18 protein-coding genes and 1 pseudogene are annotated in these 15,295 nt (G+C 59.1%); 8 read left to right on the top strand and 11 right to left on the bottom strand.

Annotated elements, in window-relative coordinates:
- The first annotated feature begins 57 nt into the window (after positions 1–57).
- Positions 58–1,245 carry a C17 cyclopropane fatty acid synthase CfaB gene (gene cfaB / locus ACIPIN_RS24120; RefSeq protein WP_401123049.1) on the top strand — a complete coding sequence of 396 codons (1,188 nt, stop codon included), beginning with the start codon at positions 58–60 and terminating at the stop codon, positions 1,243–1,245.
- Here cfaB and cls read toward each other — a convergent pair.
- Positions 1,242–2,681, bottom strand: coding sequence for a cardiolipin synthase (gene cls, locus ACIPIN_RS24115; RefSeq protein WP_401123047.1), 1,440 nt, complete (start codon positions 2,679–2,681; stop codon positions 1,242–1,244). The two genes, cfaB and cls, sit on opposite strands and share 4 nt — an antisense overlap.
- A 131-nt stretch (positions 2,682–2,812) precedes the next feature.
- On the opposite strand from cls, the gene ACIPIN_RS24110 reads away from it, so the two are divergent.
- On the top strand, positions 2,813–3,334 hold the full coding sequence (locus tag ACIPIN_RS24110) for a DUF3617 domain-containing protein (protein ID WP_401123044.1): 522 nt from the start codon (positions 2,813–2,815) through the stop codon (positions 3,332–3,334).
- Between the two features lie 3 nt (positions 3,335–3,337).
- Here the strand turns inward: ACIPIN_RS24110 and ACIPIN_RS24105 are convergent, their stop codons facing one another.
- The 7 genes and pseudogenes from ACIPIN_RS24105 to folE2 all read right to left on the bottom strand — a co-directional run bounded on the left by ACIPIN_RS24105 (position 3,338) and on the right by folE2 (position 8,353).
- Positions 3,338–4,243 (bottom strand): His/Gly/Thr/Pro-type tRNA ligase C-terminal domain-containing protein, encoded by a 906-nt coding sequence (locus ACIPIN_RS24105; RefSeq protein ID WP_401123042.1) that lies wholly within the window; start codon positions 4,241–4,243, stop codon positions 3,338–3,340.
- Positions 4,244–4,279: 36 nt separating this feature from the next.
- Positions 4,280–4,417 (bottom strand): annotated as a pseudogene (locus ACIPIN_RS24100) (dihydroorotase); the annotation flags it as partial.
- Positions 4,418–4,472: 55 nt separating this feature from the next.
- Positions 4,473–5,033, bottom strand: a complete 561-nt coding sequence (locus ACIPIN_RS24095) for a carbonate dehydratase (protein ID WP_401123040.1) — start codon at positions 5,031–5,033, stop codon at positions 4,473–4,475.
- The gene (locus ACIPIN_RS24090; protein WP_401123039.1) at positions 5,030–5,914 is read right to left on the bottom strand and encodes a metal ABC transporter substrate-binding protein; all 885 of its coding nucleotides are present in this window, start codon (positions 5,912–5,914) and stop codon (positions 5,030–5,032) included. Before ACIPIN_RS24090 ends, ACIPIN_RS24095 begins: the two co-directional genes overlap by 4 nt.
- An 11-nt stretch (positions 5,915–5,925) precedes the next feature.
- Entirely contained in the window at positions 5,926–6,792 is an 867-nt protein-coding gene (locus tag ACIPIN_RS24085) for a metal ABC transporter permease (RefSeq protein WP_401123037.1), read from the bottom strand.
- Entirely contained in the window at positions 6,792–7,460 is a 669-nt protein-coding gene (locus ACIPIN_RS24080) for a metal ABC transporter ATP-binding protein (protein ID WP_401123034.1), read from the bottom strand. The genes ACIPIN_RS24085 and ACIPIN_RS24080 overlap by 1 nt, the downstream gene beginning before the upstream one ends.
- On the bottom strand, positions 7,457–8,353 hold the full coding sequence (folE2, locus tag ACIPIN_RS24075; RefSeq protein ID WP_401123031.1) for a GTP cyclohydrolase FolE2: 897 nt from the start codon (positions 8,351–8,353) through the stop codon (positions 7,457–7,459). The genes ACIPIN_RS24080 and folE2 overlap by 4 nt, the downstream gene beginning before the upstream one ends.
- Positions 8,354–8,438: 85 nt before the next feature.
- On the opposite strand from folE2, the gene ACIPIN_RS24070 reads away from it, so the two are divergent.
- The gene (locus ACIPIN_RS24070) at positions 8,439–9,650 is read left to right on the top strand and encodes an N-acetylmuramoyl-L-alanine amidase (RefSeq protein ID WP_401123029.1); all 1,212 of its coding nucleotides are present in this window, start codon (positions 8,439–8,441) and stop codon (positions 9,648–9,650) included.
- On the opposite strand, the gene ACIPIN_RS24065 is transcribed toward ACIPIN_RS24070, so the two are convergent.
- Entirely contained in the window at positions 9,647–10,024 is a 378-nt protein-coding gene (locus ACIPIN_RS24065) for a glutamine synthetase (protein ID WP_401123026.1), read from the bottom strand. The genes ACIPIN_RS24070 and ACIPIN_RS24065 overlap by 4 nt on opposite strands.
- Before the next feature lie 124 nt (positions 10,025–10,148).
- Between ACIPIN_RS24065 and dksA the strand changes: the two genes are divergently transcribed.
- From dksA to ACIPIN_RS24050, 3 genes are read left to right on the top strand one after another with little or no spacing between them, the layout of a single operon-like run.
- Positions 10,149–10,553, top strand: a complete 405-nt coding sequence (dksA, locus tag ACIPIN_RS24060; protein WP_401123023.1) for an RNA polymerase-binding protein DksA — start codon at positions 10,149–10,151, stop codon at positions 10,551–10,553.
- A 27-nt stretch (positions 10,554–10,580) separates the two neighbouring features.
- On the top strand, positions 10,581–11,789 hold the full coding sequence (zigA, locus tag ACIPIN_RS24055) for a zinc metallochaperone GTPase ZigA (RefSeq protein WP_401123021.1): 1,209 nt from the start codon (positions 10,581–10,583) through the stop codon (positions 11,787–11,789).
- Positions 11,789–12,430 carry a DUF1826 domain-containing protein gene (locus ACIPIN_RS24050; RefSeq protein WP_401123019.1) on the top strand — a complete coding sequence of 214 codons (642 nt, stop codon included), beginning with the start codon at positions 11,789–11,791 and terminating at the stop codon, positions 12,428–12,430. Before zigA ends, ACIPIN_RS24050 begins: the two co-directional genes overlap by 1 nt.
- Before the next feature lies 1 nt (position 12,431).
- Here the strand turns inward: ACIPIN_RS24050 and ACIPIN_RS24045 are convergent, their stop codons facing one another.
- The gene (locus tag ACIPIN_RS24045) at positions 12,432–12,788 is read right to left on the bottom strand and encodes an NADH:ubiquinone oxidoreductase (RefSeq protein ID WP_401123017.1); all 357 of its coding nucleotides are present in this window, start codon (positions 12,786–12,788) and stop codon (positions 12,432–12,434) included.
- 27 nt (positions 12,789–12,815) lie between these two features.
- On the opposite strand from ACIPIN_RS24045, the gene ACIPIN_RS24040 reads away from it, so the two are divergent.
- Positions 12,816–13,787 carry a CobW family GTP-binding protein gene (locus ACIPIN_RS24040; protein WP_401123016.1) on the top strand — a complete coding sequence of 324 codons (972 nt, stop codon included), beginning with the start codon at positions 12,816–12,818 and terminating at the stop codon, positions 13,785–13,787.
- A gap of 12 nt (positions 13,788–13,799) precedes the next feature.
- On the opposite strand, the gene ACIPIN_RS24035 is transcribed toward ACIPIN_RS24040, so the two are convergent.
- Positions 13,800–14,198: a DUF3301 domain-containing protein gene (locus ACIPIN_RS24035; protein WP_401123013.1), complete on the bottom strand. Its 399-nt coding sequence runs from the start codon at positions 14,196–14,198 to the stop codon at positions 13,800–13,802.
- 115 nt (positions 14,199–14,313) lie between these two features.
- Here ACIPIN_RS24035 and pdxY point away from each other — a divergent pair, with 115 nt between their 5' ends.
- Positions 14,314–15,186 carry a pyridoxal kinase PdxY gene (gene pdxY / locus ACIPIN_RS24030; protein ID WP_401123010.1) on the top strand — a complete coding sequence of 291 codons (873 nt, stop codon included), beginning with the start codon at positions 14,314–14,316 and terminating at the stop codon, positions 15,184–15,186.
- The last annotated feature ends 109 nt before the right edge of the window (positions 15,187–15,295 follow it).

Raw genomic sequence — 15,295 nt, 5'->3', positions numbered from 1 at the left:
TAATTTTCCACGATGGTCTACCCTCAAGACAGACGTCTGAAACAAGGGGGACTATTCATGCTCGCGCAACTGCCACCGGCCTTACAGAATCTGCAATTACCGCTTCGCTTGCGACTCTGGGATGGCCATGAATTTAATCTGGGTCCTGCGCCCAGCGTCACGATTGTGGTCAAGGACCCGCAACTGGTGTCTCAATTCACCCGTCCAAGCCTCGACCTGTTGGGCGCCGCCTTCGTTGAGGGCAAGCTCGAACTCGAAGGCTCGATCAGCGATGTGATCCGGGTGTGTGATGAGTGGAGCCAGGCATTGCTGGATGATGCTGACGACAATCAGCCGGTGCGCTCTGTCCATGACAAAGCCACTGACGCGGCGGCGATTTCCTATCACTACGACCTCTCGAATGCCTTCTATCAGCTCTGGCTCGACAGTGACATGGCGTATTCCTGCGCCTACTTCGAGACCGGCAGCGAAACCCTGGAGCAGGCCCAGCAAGCAAAATTCCGCCACCTGTGTCGCAAACTACGGCTGCAACCCGGCGAGTATCTGCTGGATGTCGGCTGCGGCTGGGGAGGGTTGGCGCGTTATGCGGCGCGGGAGTTTGGGGTAAAAGTATTTGGCATCACCCTGAGCAAGGAACAGTTGGCGTTGGCCCGGGAACGGGTGATCGCCGAAGGCCTGGAGGATCAGGTCGAGCTACAACTGCTCGATTACCGCGATCTACCCCAGGATGGGCGGTTCGATAAGGTCGTGAGTGTCGGCATGTTCGAACACGTTGGCCACGCCAATCTGGCGGAGTACTGCAAGACATTGTTTGGTGCCGTGCGCGAAGGCGGCCTGGTGATGAACCATGGCATTACCGCCAAGCACACGGATGGCCGGCCAGTCGGACGCGGAGCTGGCGATTTCATCGAGCGCTACGTATTCCCTAACGGTGAATTACCGCACCTGGCGATGATTTCGGCCGAGATCAGTGAAGCGGGGCTGGAGATCGTCGACGTCGAAAGTCTGCGCCTGCATTACGCGCGCACGTTGGACCATTGGAGCGAGCGGCTCGAGGACAACCTCGAAGCCGCCTCCAAAGAGGTTCCGGAGCAGGCGTTGCGGATCTGGCGGCTGTATCTGGCAGGTTGCGCCTATGCGTTCGCGCGGGGCTGGATCAACTTGCACCAGATCCTTGCAGTCAAGGCCCACGCCGACGGCAGCCATGAGCTACCGTGGACGCGTGACGATATCTACAACCCTTAAAGGATCGGCGAGATCAGCCGGGCGACCCGCATGCCGAGCTGTTGCAAGCGGTGGGTCTTCCGGCTTTCGCCTTTGGCGATTTCGTGGGCCTGGGCAAAGTCGTCGTTGAGCATGTGTTCCACCTCATTGGCGAATTCGCTGTCGACGGTCAGTAGCATCACTTCGAAGTTGAGCCTGAACGAACGGTTGTCCAGATTCGCACTGCCGATGGCAGTGATCTCGCTGTCGACCAGCACGACCTTCTGATGCAGGAAGCCCGGCTGGTAACGGAATACCCGGACCCCGGCGCGTACCGCTTCGAAGGCGTACAGGCTGGAGGCGGCGTAGACGATCCGGTGATCCGGTCGCGATGGTAGCAGAAGCCGCACATCGACACCACGCAGCACGGCCAGGCGTAGCGCGGCAAACACCGCCTCGTCAGGGATGAAATACGGGCTGGTGATCCACACACGCTCGGTCGCGGAATGGATGGCTTCAACGAAAAACAGTGAGCAGGTTTCGTAAGGGTCCGCCGGGCCGCTGGCCAGCAGTTGGCAGAGCACACCGTCATCGGGGTAGCTCTGCGGCAGTATTAGCGGCGGCAGTTTGCGGGAGGCCCAGAACCAGTCTTCCGCGAACGATTCCTGCATGCACGCAACCACGGGGCCGCTGACGGCAATGTGTGTATCGCGCCAGGGTGCCAGCGGTGGCTTCTCGCCCATGTATTCGTCGCCGACGTTGTGCCCGCCGACAAATCCCAGAACACCGTCGACTACCACAATCTTGCGGTGGTTACGGAAGTTCACCTGGAACCGATTGAGCCAGCCACTGCGTGTGGCGAATGCTTCGACCTGCACCCCGGCGTCGCGCAGGGGTTGAACGTAGCTGTGAGGCAGGGAGTGGCTACCGATCCGATCGTAGAGCAGGTAAATGGCGACACCTTCTGCGGACTTTTCCATCAGCAGCTGTTGCAGGCGCCGACCCAGTTGGTCGTCATGGATGATGAAGAACTGAATCAACACCGCTTCGCGGGCGGTGCGAACCGCTTCGAAAATCGCATCAAAGGTTGCGTGGCCGTTGATCAACAGGCGCACCTGATTGTTCGCCAGGCACGGCATCCGCCCCAGTTTCGGCATCGCCCGCAACGACGCGTAGGCATTAGAGGCGCGGGCGGTCAGCGCTTCCTCAACCCACGGGCGCCAGTCCAGGTCGGCGATGGCTTTGCGCATTTCTTCGTTGGCCTGTCGACGAGCCTTGATATAAGCGTCGAAGGTGCTGCGACCGAAGACCAGATAAGGGATGAGCGTGAGGTAAGGTATGAACACCAGCGACAAGGCCCAGGCAATCGAGCCTTGAGCAGTCCTGACGGTCAATACGGCATGAATGGCTGCGATCGTGCCCAGAGAGTGGATGAGCGCAATCAGATAAGCGAAAAGATGGGGTCCAAAAAAATCCATGGGGCAACCGTGCTCCTGACAATTCAATGCTTAACAGACCATGTTCCACGGTGAATGTCGCTATTTAATTAGACATGCAACCGAAGTAGATTGGCGACGTCTAACGGCCACTATTGTCTAGGAGTTACTCGATGAACGTACGTCTGCTGGGTTTGGCCATGGCTGTTGGCTTGTCACTTCCTGTGGCCGCTCAGGCGCAGATGCTGCAACCGGGTTTGTGGGAATTGACCTCAAGCAACATGAAGGTCGATGAGCAGAACCTGCCGGATCTGCAGTTGATCCTAAACCAGTTGGGCAGCCAGATGACGCCGGCACAAAAGGCTGCACTGGAGAAACAGGGCATCACCATGGGCGGCAAAGGGATTCGTGTGTGCCTGACCCAGGCACAGGTTCAATCCGACACCATTCCGTTGCAAGACCCACAATCGGGCTGTACACAGCAGATCACCGACCGCAGCGGCAATCAGTGGAAATTCCGCTTCAGCTGCCCGAAAGCCCAGGGCGCCGGTGTTGCTACGTTCCTTAGCGACCGTGAGTTCAACACCACGGTGAATGGCACGTTCAACGCCACCGGCATTCAGCAAAAGGGCAGCATGGATACTCGCGCCGTGTGGTTGGGGCAGGATTGCGGGACTGTCAAACCTCGCGCCTGATCTCTATCGCCGGCAAGGCCAGGCCCCGGCCTTGCCAGCGATAGTACCCACTTCAATCCGTAGCCGTTCACACACCGCTTCAACACTCATCCGCCCCAAATCCTCACCCTTGCCGCTGCGCAAACTGACGAATCCACCGTCCATTTCCTTGTCACCGATCACCAGCAAGTAGGGCACCGCCTGCAGAGTGTGGTGGCGAATTTTGTTGCAGATGTTTTTCTTGCGCACATCCGAGTTGGCACGCAAACCAGCGCGACGCAGCGCTTCGGTGACTGACTGCGCGTAGCCGACCTGACGTTCATCGATGTTCACGACGACCGCCTGTTGTGGGGCTCGCCATTCATCGAGCTCCTGCTGATTAGCCCAACACACGCCGTAAATCCGTTGCCGCGATGTTCCGCAGAGATGGGCCAGAGTGAACGCCTCTATCATTCTGGTTGAAGGTACGTGCGGACCATCACCTACATCTTCGAAGTTCCCCAGCCGAGATCGCGACAACACGTGATTGATCGAATGGTTGGTGGCTGCCAGTGCATACATCCGCGTTTCGATCAGCTTCAGGTCGTCAGGGCGTAACGATTGTTCGTGGGTAAACTCACAGTAAAAACCGTCACCGACTACCGAGCCTGTGTACAGCTTTACCTCGGCATAGAGCTGCCTGATCGCCATCGCCAGCAAGACCGCGCAAGACCGGCGAAGGATCTCCAGACCTTCCGGTTCGCGCGGTGTGACGATGTTCACCCTCGCGTCCTGACTGATCACGAATGCACAATCCACCAGCGTGCCATTCACCCGGCCGGCGACCGCCGCTTTAGCCAGGCCAATACCAATGCTCGCAGCAACTTCAAATACCGAGAGCGGTTGGTCGTACTCGCGCAGTGAGCCGTCGGGCAGGGTGATGTGGATCATCGTCGGTGTTCCTGGGTGTCTCACGCAAAACGCAATTCAACGCGTGAACCGTAGAGGCAAACCCCGACAGTTGTCATTTAGACGTTCGGCGTACCAGGCAATTTTCCCCGAAACCAACGTCGTGCTGACGCTGTGTCGAAAGCGCTGCCCGGCGAACGGTGTCCAGCCGCATCGAACTCACGACCTTCGTTGACCAGTCGGGCGTTGCGAATCAGCACGCTGCTCATGTTCAAAACTCGTTCTGCAGAGCTTTGTAGCCGCGCACCAGATCAACGTTGGTGCGCGCGACGTCCTCGGAAAACTCCGAGGCGCTGACACTGACCGGTGGGAACTGGGACAAGTCGGTTTTGGGGCCGATGCGCGTGGTGGAAGGCACGTAGAAGTCGGCCGGCAAGTCTCGCCCGTCGACCACCGAGTTGTGCCGCACCACGCAGCCGTCGCCGACTGCACAGTTGAACAGCACGCTGTTGAAACCGATGAACACCCGGTTACCGACCGTGCATGGGCCATGGACGATGGAGCGGTGAGCGATGGAGCTGAACTCGCCGATGGTCACCGCCGCACCGGATTTGGAGTGGATCACCACACCATCCTGAATGTTCGAATTGGCACCAATGGTGATTGGCTCCATCTCGCCCGAACCGTCGACTTCATCGGCGCGGATCACCGCGTAGGGACCGACGAAAACGTTTTCGCCAATCACTACCTTGCCGCAGATGATCGCGGTTTTATCGACGTAGGCGGACTCGGCAATCCGCGGCAAATCGCCGGACGGGTTCTTGCGGATCATGGCTTGCTCAAGGCGTCGTAAAGCGTGTTGAGGTTGTATTCGAACAACCCGGCGAAGGTGCTGGCCGGACCTTCGGCGGCGAGTGCGTCCGAGTACAGGGTTCCGCCAATTCGCGCACCGCTTTCATCGGCGATTTGCTTGAGCAGGCGGGCGTCCTTGATGTTTTCCATGAATACCGCTTTGACCTTGGCCTGACGGATCTGGGTAATCAATGCGGCCACTTCAGCGGCAGATGGTTCGCGCTCGGTGGACAAGCCTTGAGGTGCCATGAAGTCGATGCCGTACGCCTGACCCAGATACCCGAACGCGTCATGAGACGTAACGATCTTGCGGTTGCCCGGCGGCAATGCACCGAGCTTGGCTTTGGCCTCGGCCAGCAGACGGTAAATCTGTTTCAGGTAGGTCTGACTGTTGTGTTCATAGTCGGCTTTGTTCGCCGGGTCAGCGGCGATCAGCGCCTTGGTGATGTTGTTCACATAGAGTTCGGTGTTCGCCAGATTGTGCCAGGCGTGCGGGTCGGGGATGGTCTCGCCGTCTTCTTCCATTGTCCTGGGGATCACTCCACGGCTGGCAGTGATCACTGGGGTTTTGGTTGCGGTGCTGGCAACCATACGGTCCAGCCATGGCTCGAAACCGAGGCCGTTCTTGAAGATCAGTTTGGCCTTGAGCAGGGCTTTAGCGTCATCCGGAGTTGGCTCGTAGGTGTGAGCGTCAGCGTCCGGGCCCACCATGTTAGTGATCTGGATGTGGTCGCCACCGACCTGATGAACCATGTCGGCAAGGATGCTGAAGCTGGCGACCACTGGAAGTTTTTCTGCTGCCGATACCGTTGATAACGACATCGACAACCACACACTGAACAGTACGAGTAGAGCGCGCATCGGGAAACACCTCATTGGGATGTGAGCAAAGGCGGGCGGCGCAGCAAACCGTGCACCGGACCGAACACCACGGACAGCAGGTACAACGCCCCGGCCACCAGCACGATGGCCGGTCCGCTGGGCAGTGAGTAGTAGAACGACAGCAACAGACCGAGCCACACTGAGAGGCAGCCAAGTACCGCGGCGATGGCCATCAGCATCGGCAAGTGTCGGCTCCAGAAGCGCGAAGCTGCCGCTGGCAACATCATCAGTCCGACCACCATCAGCGCACCGATGGCCTGGAAACCGATCACCAGATTCAGCACCACCAGGGTCAAAAACACGCCATGCGCCAAAGGGCCGAGACGGCTGACGGTTTGCAGAAACAGCGGGTCGAGGGTGTCTAGCAACAGTGGCCGATAGATCAGCGCCATGGCGATCAGACTGATCCCCGAGACCCAGAGCATGCCGGTCAATGTCGGGCCGTCGACGGCTAATGCCGAGCCGAACAGCAGGTGAAGCAAATCGAGACGTTTGCCGGCGATCCCTAGAATCAGCACGCCGCTGGCCAATGAGATGGGGTAGATCGCCGCCAGGCTTGCGTCCTCCCGAAGGCCGGTGCGGCGGGTGATCCATGCTGCCAGTCCGGCCATGCTCAGGCCCGCACCGAGGCCACCGATGGTCAGCGCTGACAAGCTCAAACCGGCGAACCAAAACCCTAACGCGGCACCGGGCAAGATGCCGTGAGCCACGGCGTCGCCAATCAGACTCATGCGTCGCAGGATCAGAAACACCCCAAGCGGTGCGGTGCTGCAAGCCAACACCAGGCCACCGATGAGGGCCCGGCGCATGAACACGAATTCGTGGAAGGGTTGCCAAAGTTGCGCAGCGACGAGCATTACGCCACCTGCGTGTGTGGTTGCTGGAGAATCAGTTCACGGCTTGGCGCCAGGACGCAGCCGGTGTTTTTTATCAGCAATGCTTGAGGAATGTGTTGGCGCACCGCAGCGAGGTCGTGACACACCACGACCAGAGTTCGGCCTTCGTTGTGCCAGGTATGGATGTGTTTCCACAGCAGCGCCTGGCCGAGTTCGTCCAGTGCCGCGTGAGGTTCGTCGAGCAGCAACAGTGGCGCCTCGGCGAGGCTCAAGCGGGCGAGCAGGGCGCGTTGCAATTCGCCGCCCGACAACGCCATCAATGGGCGTTGCTCCAAACCGCTCAGACACCAGTCGTTCAGCACGCTGTCGAGGCGTTGGCGGCGAACGTCCGGCGTTTGTTTGCTGCCCCAGAATCCGGCGCTTACCAACTCTTGCAAGCTGATGGGGAACTGTCGGTCGAGGTGCTGTTGTTGCGGCAAAAAAGACAAACCACCCCGTGGCAAAACATCCAGGACGACTTTGCCGGCTAGCGGTTTTTGCAGGCCGGCGATGACTTTCAGCAAGCTGCTTTTACCCGAGCCATTGGCACCGATTACCGCCGTCAGGCTGCCGCTGGGTAAATCGAAATCGACGGGGGGCGTCAGTGGTTGGCCGGGCGCGCCCCAGCGTAGTCCTTGGCAACGAATCATGCGGCCTCCCAGTTCCAACGACTTTCGGCCACCGCATCGTGGGCGTGCAGACTTTCGGCGTGAACCACGCGCAACTGAAAAGCCTTGATGCCGGGAGAGCGTTTCAACGCCAGATTCAAGCGCCGTGCGGCGTCTTCGCAGAACATCAGGTTTTGACCGTTGGCTAGGGCGAAGGCTTGTTCGTCGGCGCGCTTTACTGCGGTTTGCACAGCGGTACCGAGCGCGGCTTCGGTGTCGTTGATCGCGGCGATCAGAGGCAGATCGTCCAGAAAGTCATCCAGTCGTAACCGCAATTGCGCGCTGCTGCGTTGGCTGTGGGGCGTCGCGATGATGCCTTTTGAGGAACCGATCCACGCCAGAACGTCGGCGTGCTGCAATGGCGTGTTGGCAAAGTCGTCGATGAATTGCTGCTGGATCAACTGCCTGGAAAGTGCTGCCGAACACGGGCAAGTAGACGAGTAGGCAATCTCAACTTTAAGTTCCACGTGGAACACTGCGTTTTCCAGACGCGCTTCGATGCTCACGGGGTAGCTTTTCCATCCGCTTAACGGGCTAACCAATGCGGGGCGTTTGAGCAGCAAATCCGCATGAATACGCAGGTAAGCAGCACGGGATAAACCGTCGTGACTGTCGAGAAAACGTTGTAGAACACGCTGCAAAATCGTTGGCGTGAGGTTCTCCTGCTCTAGCATCTCCAGCGCCAGATACAGGCGCGACATATGGATGCCACGTGCTTCGCCATCATCAAGACTGACGCCTGCGTCGGCTTTCGCACTCAATCGCTGGCCGTCGAACATTACAGGAAGAGCAACGCCGCACATGCCCACCCATTCGAGTGGCAAGGCTTGGCGTGAGGCCTGCGCGGCGATATCCGGCAGAGTCAGCGCATTCATGAGCAGGTCCATCGTTGGAAATAATTAGTAATGTTATATTATAACTATTTGGTCGACTAAACTTTTTCTCCTACGGTCTTTCACTATGCACAGGCGACAATTGCTCAACCTGTTGTTGGCCAGCGCTGCGCTGGTTCTACCTTTCGGCGTGTCGGCCACGCAGATCCGCAATGCGCGGCTCTGGCGTTCGGATGACAAGCTTCGGCTGGTGCTCGATCTGAGTGGACCGGTGCAGTACAAAACCTTCTCGTTGAGCGCGCCTGAGCGACTGATCATTGACTTGAGCGGTGCGCAACTCAGCGGTGACTTCAGCCAATTAGCGCTCACCAACACGGTTATTCGCTCGATCCGTTCAGGGCACTTCGGGCAAGGTGATACGCGGATCGTGCTCGACCTTACCGGTCCGGTGCAGCTCAATAGTTTTCAACTGCCGCCACAGGACGGGCAGGGTCATCGTCTGGTGCTCGATCTACTGAGCGCCGCGCCCGTGCAGATCGCCGCCGCTGCACCGTTGGTTCAGCGTGAAACGCCGATCGACAAGGCTCACCCCAAGCGCGACATCATCGTCGTGGTCGACCCCGACCATGGTGGCAAGGACCCCGGCGCGATTGGTGCCAAAGGCGAGCGCGAGAAAGACGTGGTGCTGTCCATCGCACAATTGCTGGCCAAGCGCTTGAAGCGCGAGAAAGGTTTCGATGTGAAATTGGTGCGCAACGACGACTTCTTCGTGCCGCTACGCAAGCGTGTGGAGATCGCCCGTACGCACAAGGCTGACATGTTCATCTCGGTGCATGCTGACGCGGCGCCAAGGCTCACGGCCTCTGGCGCTTCGGTTTACGCATTGTCCGAAGGTGGTGCGACCTCGGCCACGGCTCGCTTTATGGCGCAACGGGAAAACGGTGCCGACTTGCTGGGTGCGACCAGTTTGCTCAACTTGAAGGACAAGGATCCGATGCTCGCCGGAGTGATTCTCGACATGTCGATGAACGCCACCATTGCTGCCAGTTTGCAGCTCGGCAACACGGTGCTGGGCAGCCTGGCGGGCATTACCACGCTGCATCAGAAACGCGTGGAGCAGGCGGGGTTTGCGGTACTGAAATCACCGGATGTGCCATCGATCCTGGTAGAAACCGGCTTCATTTCCAATGCCCGCGACAGTCAGCGATTGGTCACGGCGCGGCATCAGCAGGCGGTAGCCGACGGTCTTTTTGAAGGCTTGCAGCGTTACTTTCAGAAGAATCCGCCAATGAACAGTTACATGGCCTGGCAGCAGTCACAGCAAAAAACGCAGGCCTAGCAGCCAGTCAGCCGGCTACAGGTGAACTTGGCGCTAGAACCGCCGGAGCTGGAAAACCGATTGATGGTGGTCCAGCCAACGCGGCGGCTGTAGCCGACCCAGGCTTCGCCATCCGACGCCAAACCGGTGAAGAACGTCAGTTGGCCATAACGGCTGCTGGTCTGCGCCCAATAGCGTTTACCGGTCACTTCAAACCCGCGCATGTAGGTCGTACTGCCCGCCGTGGCGACGCTGTAAGCGTTGCCGTCGGGATCCACGCAAGCCAGCAGATTGGCGCTGCGCGTGCACTTCGCCAAGCTCGGCGCCTGCGCGCAAGCGTCTGCCGCGACCAACAGCGAAAGGCTCAACAGCGTGCATTTCAAGGCGTTGTGCATGGGCTTTCTCTTGGTGTGAACGGGCCCAAGCATTACGCCCTTCGTCGTTGTGAGCAAGAGGGGATTGGCTTCTTTGTGTTGTTATACTATAACATTAAAAGATCGCCTGACCTGTGATCCGCCCATGACTGAACAAGAACTCCTCGGCCAACCTGCCACCAACTACATGGATGACGCCCAGCAAGGCTTCTTTCGCGAATTGCTGCTGGCCCAACGCAACGAGCTGCAAGAGCGCATCGCCGGCGAGTTCGACGTATTGCGTGAGCACGAGCCCAGCAGCGACCCCGCGGACATCGGCAGCGCGGAAGAACAACGCCAATGGCAACTGCGCCTGCTGGAACGGGAAAAGAAGCTGCTGGACAAGATCGACGAAGCCCTCGAACACCTGGCCCGCGGTGAGTACGGCTGGTGCCGCGAAACCGGTGAGCCGATTGGCCTGAAACGCCTGCTGCTGCGACCCACCGCCACCCTGTGTATCGAGGCCAAAGAACGTGAAGAGCTGCGCGAACGCCATCAACGGGCGATTTGACCGGCCACTCCTGATGAGGAATACCTGATGCCCAATCGTCTCCCCGTTACTGTGCTGTCCGGCTTTCTCGGCGCCGGCAAAAGCACGCTGCTCAACTATGTACTGCGTAACCGCGAGAACCTTCGGGTCGCGGTGATCGTCAATGATATGAGCGAAATCAACATTGACGGCAGCGAGGTTCAGCGCGATGTCACCTTGAACCGCGCCGAAGAAAAACTCGTCGAGATGAGCAACGGCTGCATCTGCTGCACCCTGCGCGAAGACCTGCTGGAGGAGGTCAGCAAACTGGCCAGAGACGGTCGCTTCGATTACCTGCTGATCGAGTCCACCGGCATTTCCGAACCTCTCCCAGTGGCGGAGACGTTCACCTTCCGCGACGAGCAAGGCCAAAGCCTGGCCGACATCGCACGGCTCGACACCATGGTCACGGTGGTCGATGGGATGAACTTTCTGCTCGATTACCAGGCCGCTGAAAGTCTCGCCTCACGCGGTGAAACCCTTGGTGAGGAAGACGAGCGCTCGATCACTGACTTGTTGATCGAGCAGATCGAATTCGCCGACGTGCTGCTGATCAGCAAGATTGATCTGATCAGCAGCACGGAGCGCGAAGAGTTGATCGCGATCCTCAAACGGCTCAACGCTCAGGCGCAAATTATCCCGATGGTCATGGGCGAAGTACCGCTGAAACAGATCCTCAACACCGGCCGCTTCGACTTTGAAAAAGCCTCACAGGCGCCGGGCTGGTTGCAGGAGTTGCGCGGCGAACATGTGCCGGAAACTACCGAGTATGGCATCGCTTCAATGGCTTATCGGGCACGCCGGCCCTTTCATCCGCAGCGCTTTTTCAGCTTTATCAATCGGCCGTGGGTGAATGGAAAACTGCTGCGCTCCAAGGGCTTTTTCTGGTTGGCCAGCAAGCACCAGGACGCCGGTAGTTGGTCCCAGGCCGGTGGTTTGATGCGCCATGGGTTCGCGGGTCGCTGGTGGCGCTTTGTGCCGAAATCAGAGTGGCCGCAGGATCAGGAAAGTACCGCAGCGATCATGGAAAACTGGACCTCGGCTACGGGCGATTGCCGTCAGGAACTGGTGTTCATCGGCCAGAACATCGACTTCGCTCAGCTCACTGAGCGCCTCGACAACTGCCTGCTCAACGATGACGAAATGTCCTTGGGCGTCGAAGGTTGGCGCCTGATGGCTGACCCGTTTGGTCCATGGCTCGAAGAGGAAGCGGCCTGATGTTGGCGCCGAGTCTGAATGCGAGCCTGGTGGTTCGCCAGGTACAGGGTCAAACCCCTGAAGTCTTCACGCAGATACTTGAAGACGGCACTAACCTGGCTCTCTGGCAGCGGCGATTGCCGGCACATATCGCCGATTTCGGCACATTGTTGTTATCGCTGAACGAACCGCTGGCCGAGTCGTTGGTGGTGGAGTTGGCGACTGACGACGCTGATCCCGATCTGCGTGGTCTGGCCGAAAGCTACAGTGATCTGGAGGGCTACGAAGGGTTTATCACTGACGTTTCATGGCTGGTCAGCGCGTTTGCCTGCTTGCTGGGGGCGACGCGTATCGGCTTGCGTTTGCGGGTGCTGGATAAAGCCATGTGCCCGCGTTTTCACGTCGATCATGTACCCGTGCGGCTGATCACCACCTACGCCGGTATCGGCAGTCAATGGCTCAGAGAGGGCGCCACGGATCGACAGAACCTGGCCAGAGCGGAGGTCGAGCCGCAGGGCTGTGAGCAAATGCTCTGTGGTGAAGTGGCGTTGCTCAAGGGTGAGAAGTGGCACGGCAACGAGGGTTTTGGGCTGATTCATCGTTCGCCGCTACCCGCACCGGGTGAGCGTCGGCTGATCCTGACCCTCGACTGGCTCGGTTGATTCAAGGCGTGAGCCAAGCGCCCTGGCTTTGGCTTTCGCAATACGGCTTCAGGTACGCCGCATCGGTGGCCACACCGTAATAGTGAATATCCTGCCGGTAAGGCATATTGGCAACTTGAGCGTTGCTGCACACACCGAAGGCACCGCTGGGGCATTGGTCGAGGAATGCGACTTCGACCTTCTGACCCGCGAGGTTTGGCTGACAGAAGCCGTCATGGAACATCTTTTCCGGGATGTTGCGGTTCTGCTGGCAGACTTTGACGTCGAGCCGCTCCGCCTGGCTATGAACCATGCAGGCCTCGGCCAGCACCTCGCCCGAGGCGAAGGCCAATAGCAATGGCAAGCCAATCAGTCGCATCCTTTTCCTCCCAAGAAACCGTCGAACATGTTGCAGGACATTCCTACTCACGTCATTGCCGGGCCGTTAGGTGCCGGCAAGACCAGCCTGATCAAGCATCTGCTGACGCAGCGGCCGGCGAACGAGCGCTGGGCGGTGCTGATCAATGAGTTCGGCCAGATCGGTCTCGACGCCGCGCTGTTGACTACCGGTGCCGATGGTATCGCACTGGGTGAAGTGGCTGGCGGCTGTTTGTGTTGCGTAAATGGTGCGCCGTTTCAGATCGGCCTCGGGCGGTTGCTGCGTAAATCGCGGCCGGACCGCTTGTTTATCGAGCCCTCCGGGCTGGGACATCCGGCGCAACTGCTCAAGCAATTAAGCGAAGCGCCGTGGCAGGGTGTGCTGGCGATTCAGCCAAGCGTTATGGTGCTCGACGCTCAAGCACTGGCCGCCGGAAAACCACTGCCAGCGGCGCAGCAGACGGCACTGTCGAGCGCCGGTCTGTTGCTGTTGAACAAGGCTGAGCAACTGAGCGACGAAGAGCGCCAGCGCATCATCGCGCAATTGCCGGAATGCCCGCTGTATTGGACGCAGCAGGGCGCTCTGGCGCTGAGTGACTTGCCGGGCGTGCACAGTCGAGCGGTCGAGGGTGTGGATAACTTCAGTGTGCCTAAAGGTCTGGCGCAGATACCGGCAGTCTGGACTGACCCGACGCAGCCGATTTGCCTGAGCCAGCAGCAGGAAGGTGGCTGGAGCATCGGTTGGCGTTGGCATCCGGGTCAGTCGTTCGACCTTTCCAGGGTCCGGGCCTGTCTGGCGGCGTTGGACTGGCGCCGGGCCAAGCTGGTTATCCACAGCGCCGAGGGCTGGGTGTCGGCCAACTCGCTGGATAACGCCACGCTCTGCTGGCAAGCCAGCGAATGGCGTCAGGATTCGCGCATCGAGCTTATTTTCGATAAGCCGCAGGATGCCGAATCACTACAGAGGAAACTCGCGAGCTGCCGTGTGAGCCTGATTTAACGCGGCTCAGGTTCAATGACGCCACTTGTTATGGTCCTGGCGCCATTGGCTCAGCTCGATCACTTCGGCGCTGGGCAGCACAGGTTTTTCCTCAAGCGGAATCGGGTAAGGTGCCAATTCGATCTGCGCGCTGTGGGCACCGAATTGGGTGATGGTGCCCATGTGACGTGTTTCTCCGGTCACGGTGAACTCAAAGTTATACACGCGGGCCAGACGTCGCCGCCCGTTGGCATCCTTCACGAAGCCAATCTTTTTCAACGCCACATTGCCATCGAGCAGTTCAATATCAAGTTTGGCGCAATGCCGTTTGACTCGCTCCAGTGCCCGCTCGCGCAAGCCATGGTTGTGCCACAGCCAGGCGGCACCGGTCGCCAGCAGCATCAGCACGAAGATATTTCCAAGGGTCAGCATGAACAGTGCTCCAACAAATTAGTGTCAGCTTAACTGTGTCTCTGGTCTGTCGTACAGGCTCTGTTTAGTCGCATACTGCGCGGCTCGAATTTCAATCGTTTTACGGAAATCCCGCATGAAACGTACTCCCCATCTGCTCGCCATCCAGTCCCACGTGGTTTTCGGTCACGCCGGCAACAGCGCCGCGGTTTTCCCGATGCAGCGGGTCGGGGTGAACGTCTGGCCGCTCAATACCGTGCAGTTCTCCAACCACACTCAATACGGCCAGTGGGCCGGTGAAGTGCTGGCGCCGCAGCAGATTCCCGAGCTGGTGGAAGGGATCGCAGCTATTGGCGAGCTGGGCAACTGCGACGCCGTACTGTCCGGTTATTTGGGCAGTGCCGCTCAAGGGCGGGCGATCCTCAGCGGCGTTGCACGAATCAAGGCGATCAACCCCAGCGCCTTGTACTTGTGCGACCCGGTGATGGGGCATGCGGAGAAAGGCTGCATCGTACCGCCTGAAGTCAGCGATTTCCTGCTGAATGAAGCGGCGGCAGTGGCGGATTTCATGTGCCCGAATCAGCTGGAGCTGGACAGTTTCTCCGGGCGCAAGCCGCTGTCGCTGTTCGATTGCCTGGCGATGGCCCGCGCGTTGCTGGCGCGTGGCCCGAAGGCGGTGTTGGTCAAGCATCTGGACTACCCAGGCAAATTGCCGGACAGCTTCGAGATGTTGCTGGTGACGGCCGAAGGCAGTTGGCATCTGCGTCGTCCATTGCTGGCGTTTCCGCGTCAGCCGGTGGGCGTGGGCGACCTGACATCGGGTCTGTTTCTGGCGCGGGTGTTGTTGGGTGACAGCCTGGTCGCGGCCTTTGAGTTCGCGGCGTCGGCGGTGCATGAAGTGCTGCTGGAAACCCAGGCCTGCGCAAGCTATGAGCTGGAACTGGTGCGTGCCCAGGACCGTATTGCCCATCCTCGGGTGAAGTTCGAGGCGACTGCGATCAGTTTGTAACGGCGTCGCGGCGGAAAAGATCGCAGCCTACGGTGTTGTGGTTCAGTTTTTTTGAACCGCTCTGTAGGAGCATTAGGCCGCTTGCTGCTCAAACAGCGCAGGCGGCAGG

The sequence above is a fragment of the Pseudomonas sp. NPDC087697 genome (assembly GCF_044743155.1).
Taxonomy (GTDB): domain Bacteria; phylum Pseudomonadota; class Gammaproteobacteria; order Pseudomonadales; family Pseudomonadaceae; genus Aquipseudomonas.
Note: the sequence above shows the minus strand (reverse complement) of the source record. Positions and strands in the feature narration are given on the sequence as shown.

What these genes read in the sequence shown, in the direction of transcription:
- cfaB (WP_401123049.1), top strand. Translation starts at nt 58, where the DNA reads ATGCTCGCGCAACTGCCACCGGCCTTACAGAATCTGCAATTACCGCTT.
- cls (WP_401123047.1), bottom strand. Translation starts at nt 2,681, where the DNA reads ATGGATTTTTTTGGACCCCATCTTTTCGCTTATCTGATTGCGCTCATC.
- ACIPIN_RS24110 (WP_401123044.1), top strand. Translation starts at nt 2,813, where the DNA reads ATGAACGTACGTCTGCTGGGTTTGGCCATGGCTGTTGGCTTGTCACTT.
- ACIPIN_RS24105 (WP_401123042.1), bottom strand. Translation starts at nt 4,243, where the DNA reads ATGATCCACATCACCCTGCCCGACGGCTCACTGCGCGAGTACGACCAA.
- ACIPIN_RS24095 (WP_401123040.1), bottom strand. Translation starts at nt 5,033, where the DNA reads ATGATCCGCAAGAACCCGTCCGGCGATTTGCCGCGGATTGCCGAGTCC.
- ACIPIN_RS24090 (WP_401123039.1), bottom strand. Translation starts at nt 5,914, where the DNA reads ATGCGCGCTCTACTCGTACTGTTCAGTGTGTGGTTGTCGATGTCGTTA.
- ACIPIN_RS24085 (WP_401123037.1), bottom strand. Translation starts at nt 6,792, where the DNA reads ATGCTCGTCGCTGCGCAACTTTGGCAACCCTTCCACGAATTCGTGTTC.
- ACIPIN_RS24080 (WP_401123034.1), bottom strand. Translation starts at nt 7,460, where the DNA reads ATGATTCGTTGCCAAGGACTACGCTGGGGCGCGCCCGGCCAACCACTG.
- folE2 (WP_401123031.1), bottom strand. Translation starts at nt 8,353, where the DNA reads ATGAATGCGCTGACTCTGCCGGATATCGCCGCGCAGGCCTCACGCCAA.
- ACIPIN_RS24070 (WP_401123029.1), top strand. Translation starts at nt 8,439, where the DNA reads ATGCACAGGCGACAATTGCTCAACCTGTTGTTGGCCAGCGCTGCGCTG.
- ACIPIN_RS24065 (WP_401123026.1), bottom strand. Translation starts at nt 10,024, where the DNA reads ATGCACAACGCCTTGAAATGCACGCTGTTGAGCCTTTCGCTGTTGGTC.
- dksA (WP_401123023.1), top strand. Translation starts at nt 10,149, where the DNA reads ATGACTGAACAAGAACTCCTCGGCCAACCTGCCACCAACTACATGGAT.
- zigA (WP_401123021.1), top strand. Translation starts at nt 10,581, where the DNA reads ATGCCCAATCGTCTCCCCGTTACTGTGCTGTCCGGCTTTCTCGGCGCC.
- ACIPIN_RS24050 (WP_401123019.1), top strand. Translation starts at nt 11,789, where the DNA reads ATGTTGGCGCCGAGTCTGAATGCGAGCCTGGTGGTTCGCCAGGTACAG.
- ACIPIN_RS24045 (WP_401123017.1), bottom strand. Translation starts at nt 12,788, where the DNA reads ATGCGACTGATTGGCTTGCCATTGCTATTGGCCTTCGCCTCGGGCGAG.
- ACIPIN_RS24040 (WP_401123016.1), top strand. Translation starts at nt 12,816, where the DNA reads ATGTTGCAGGACATTCCTACTCACGTCATTGCCGGGCCGTTAGGTGCC.
- ACIPIN_RS24035 (WP_401123013.1), bottom strand. Translation starts at nt 14,198, where the DNA reads ATGCTGACCCTTGGAAATATCTTCGTGCTGATGCTGCTGGCGACCGGT.
- pdxY (WP_401123010.1), top strand. Translation starts at nt 14,314, where the DNA reads ATGAAACGTACTCCCCATCTGCTCGCCATCCAGTCCCACGTGGTTTTC.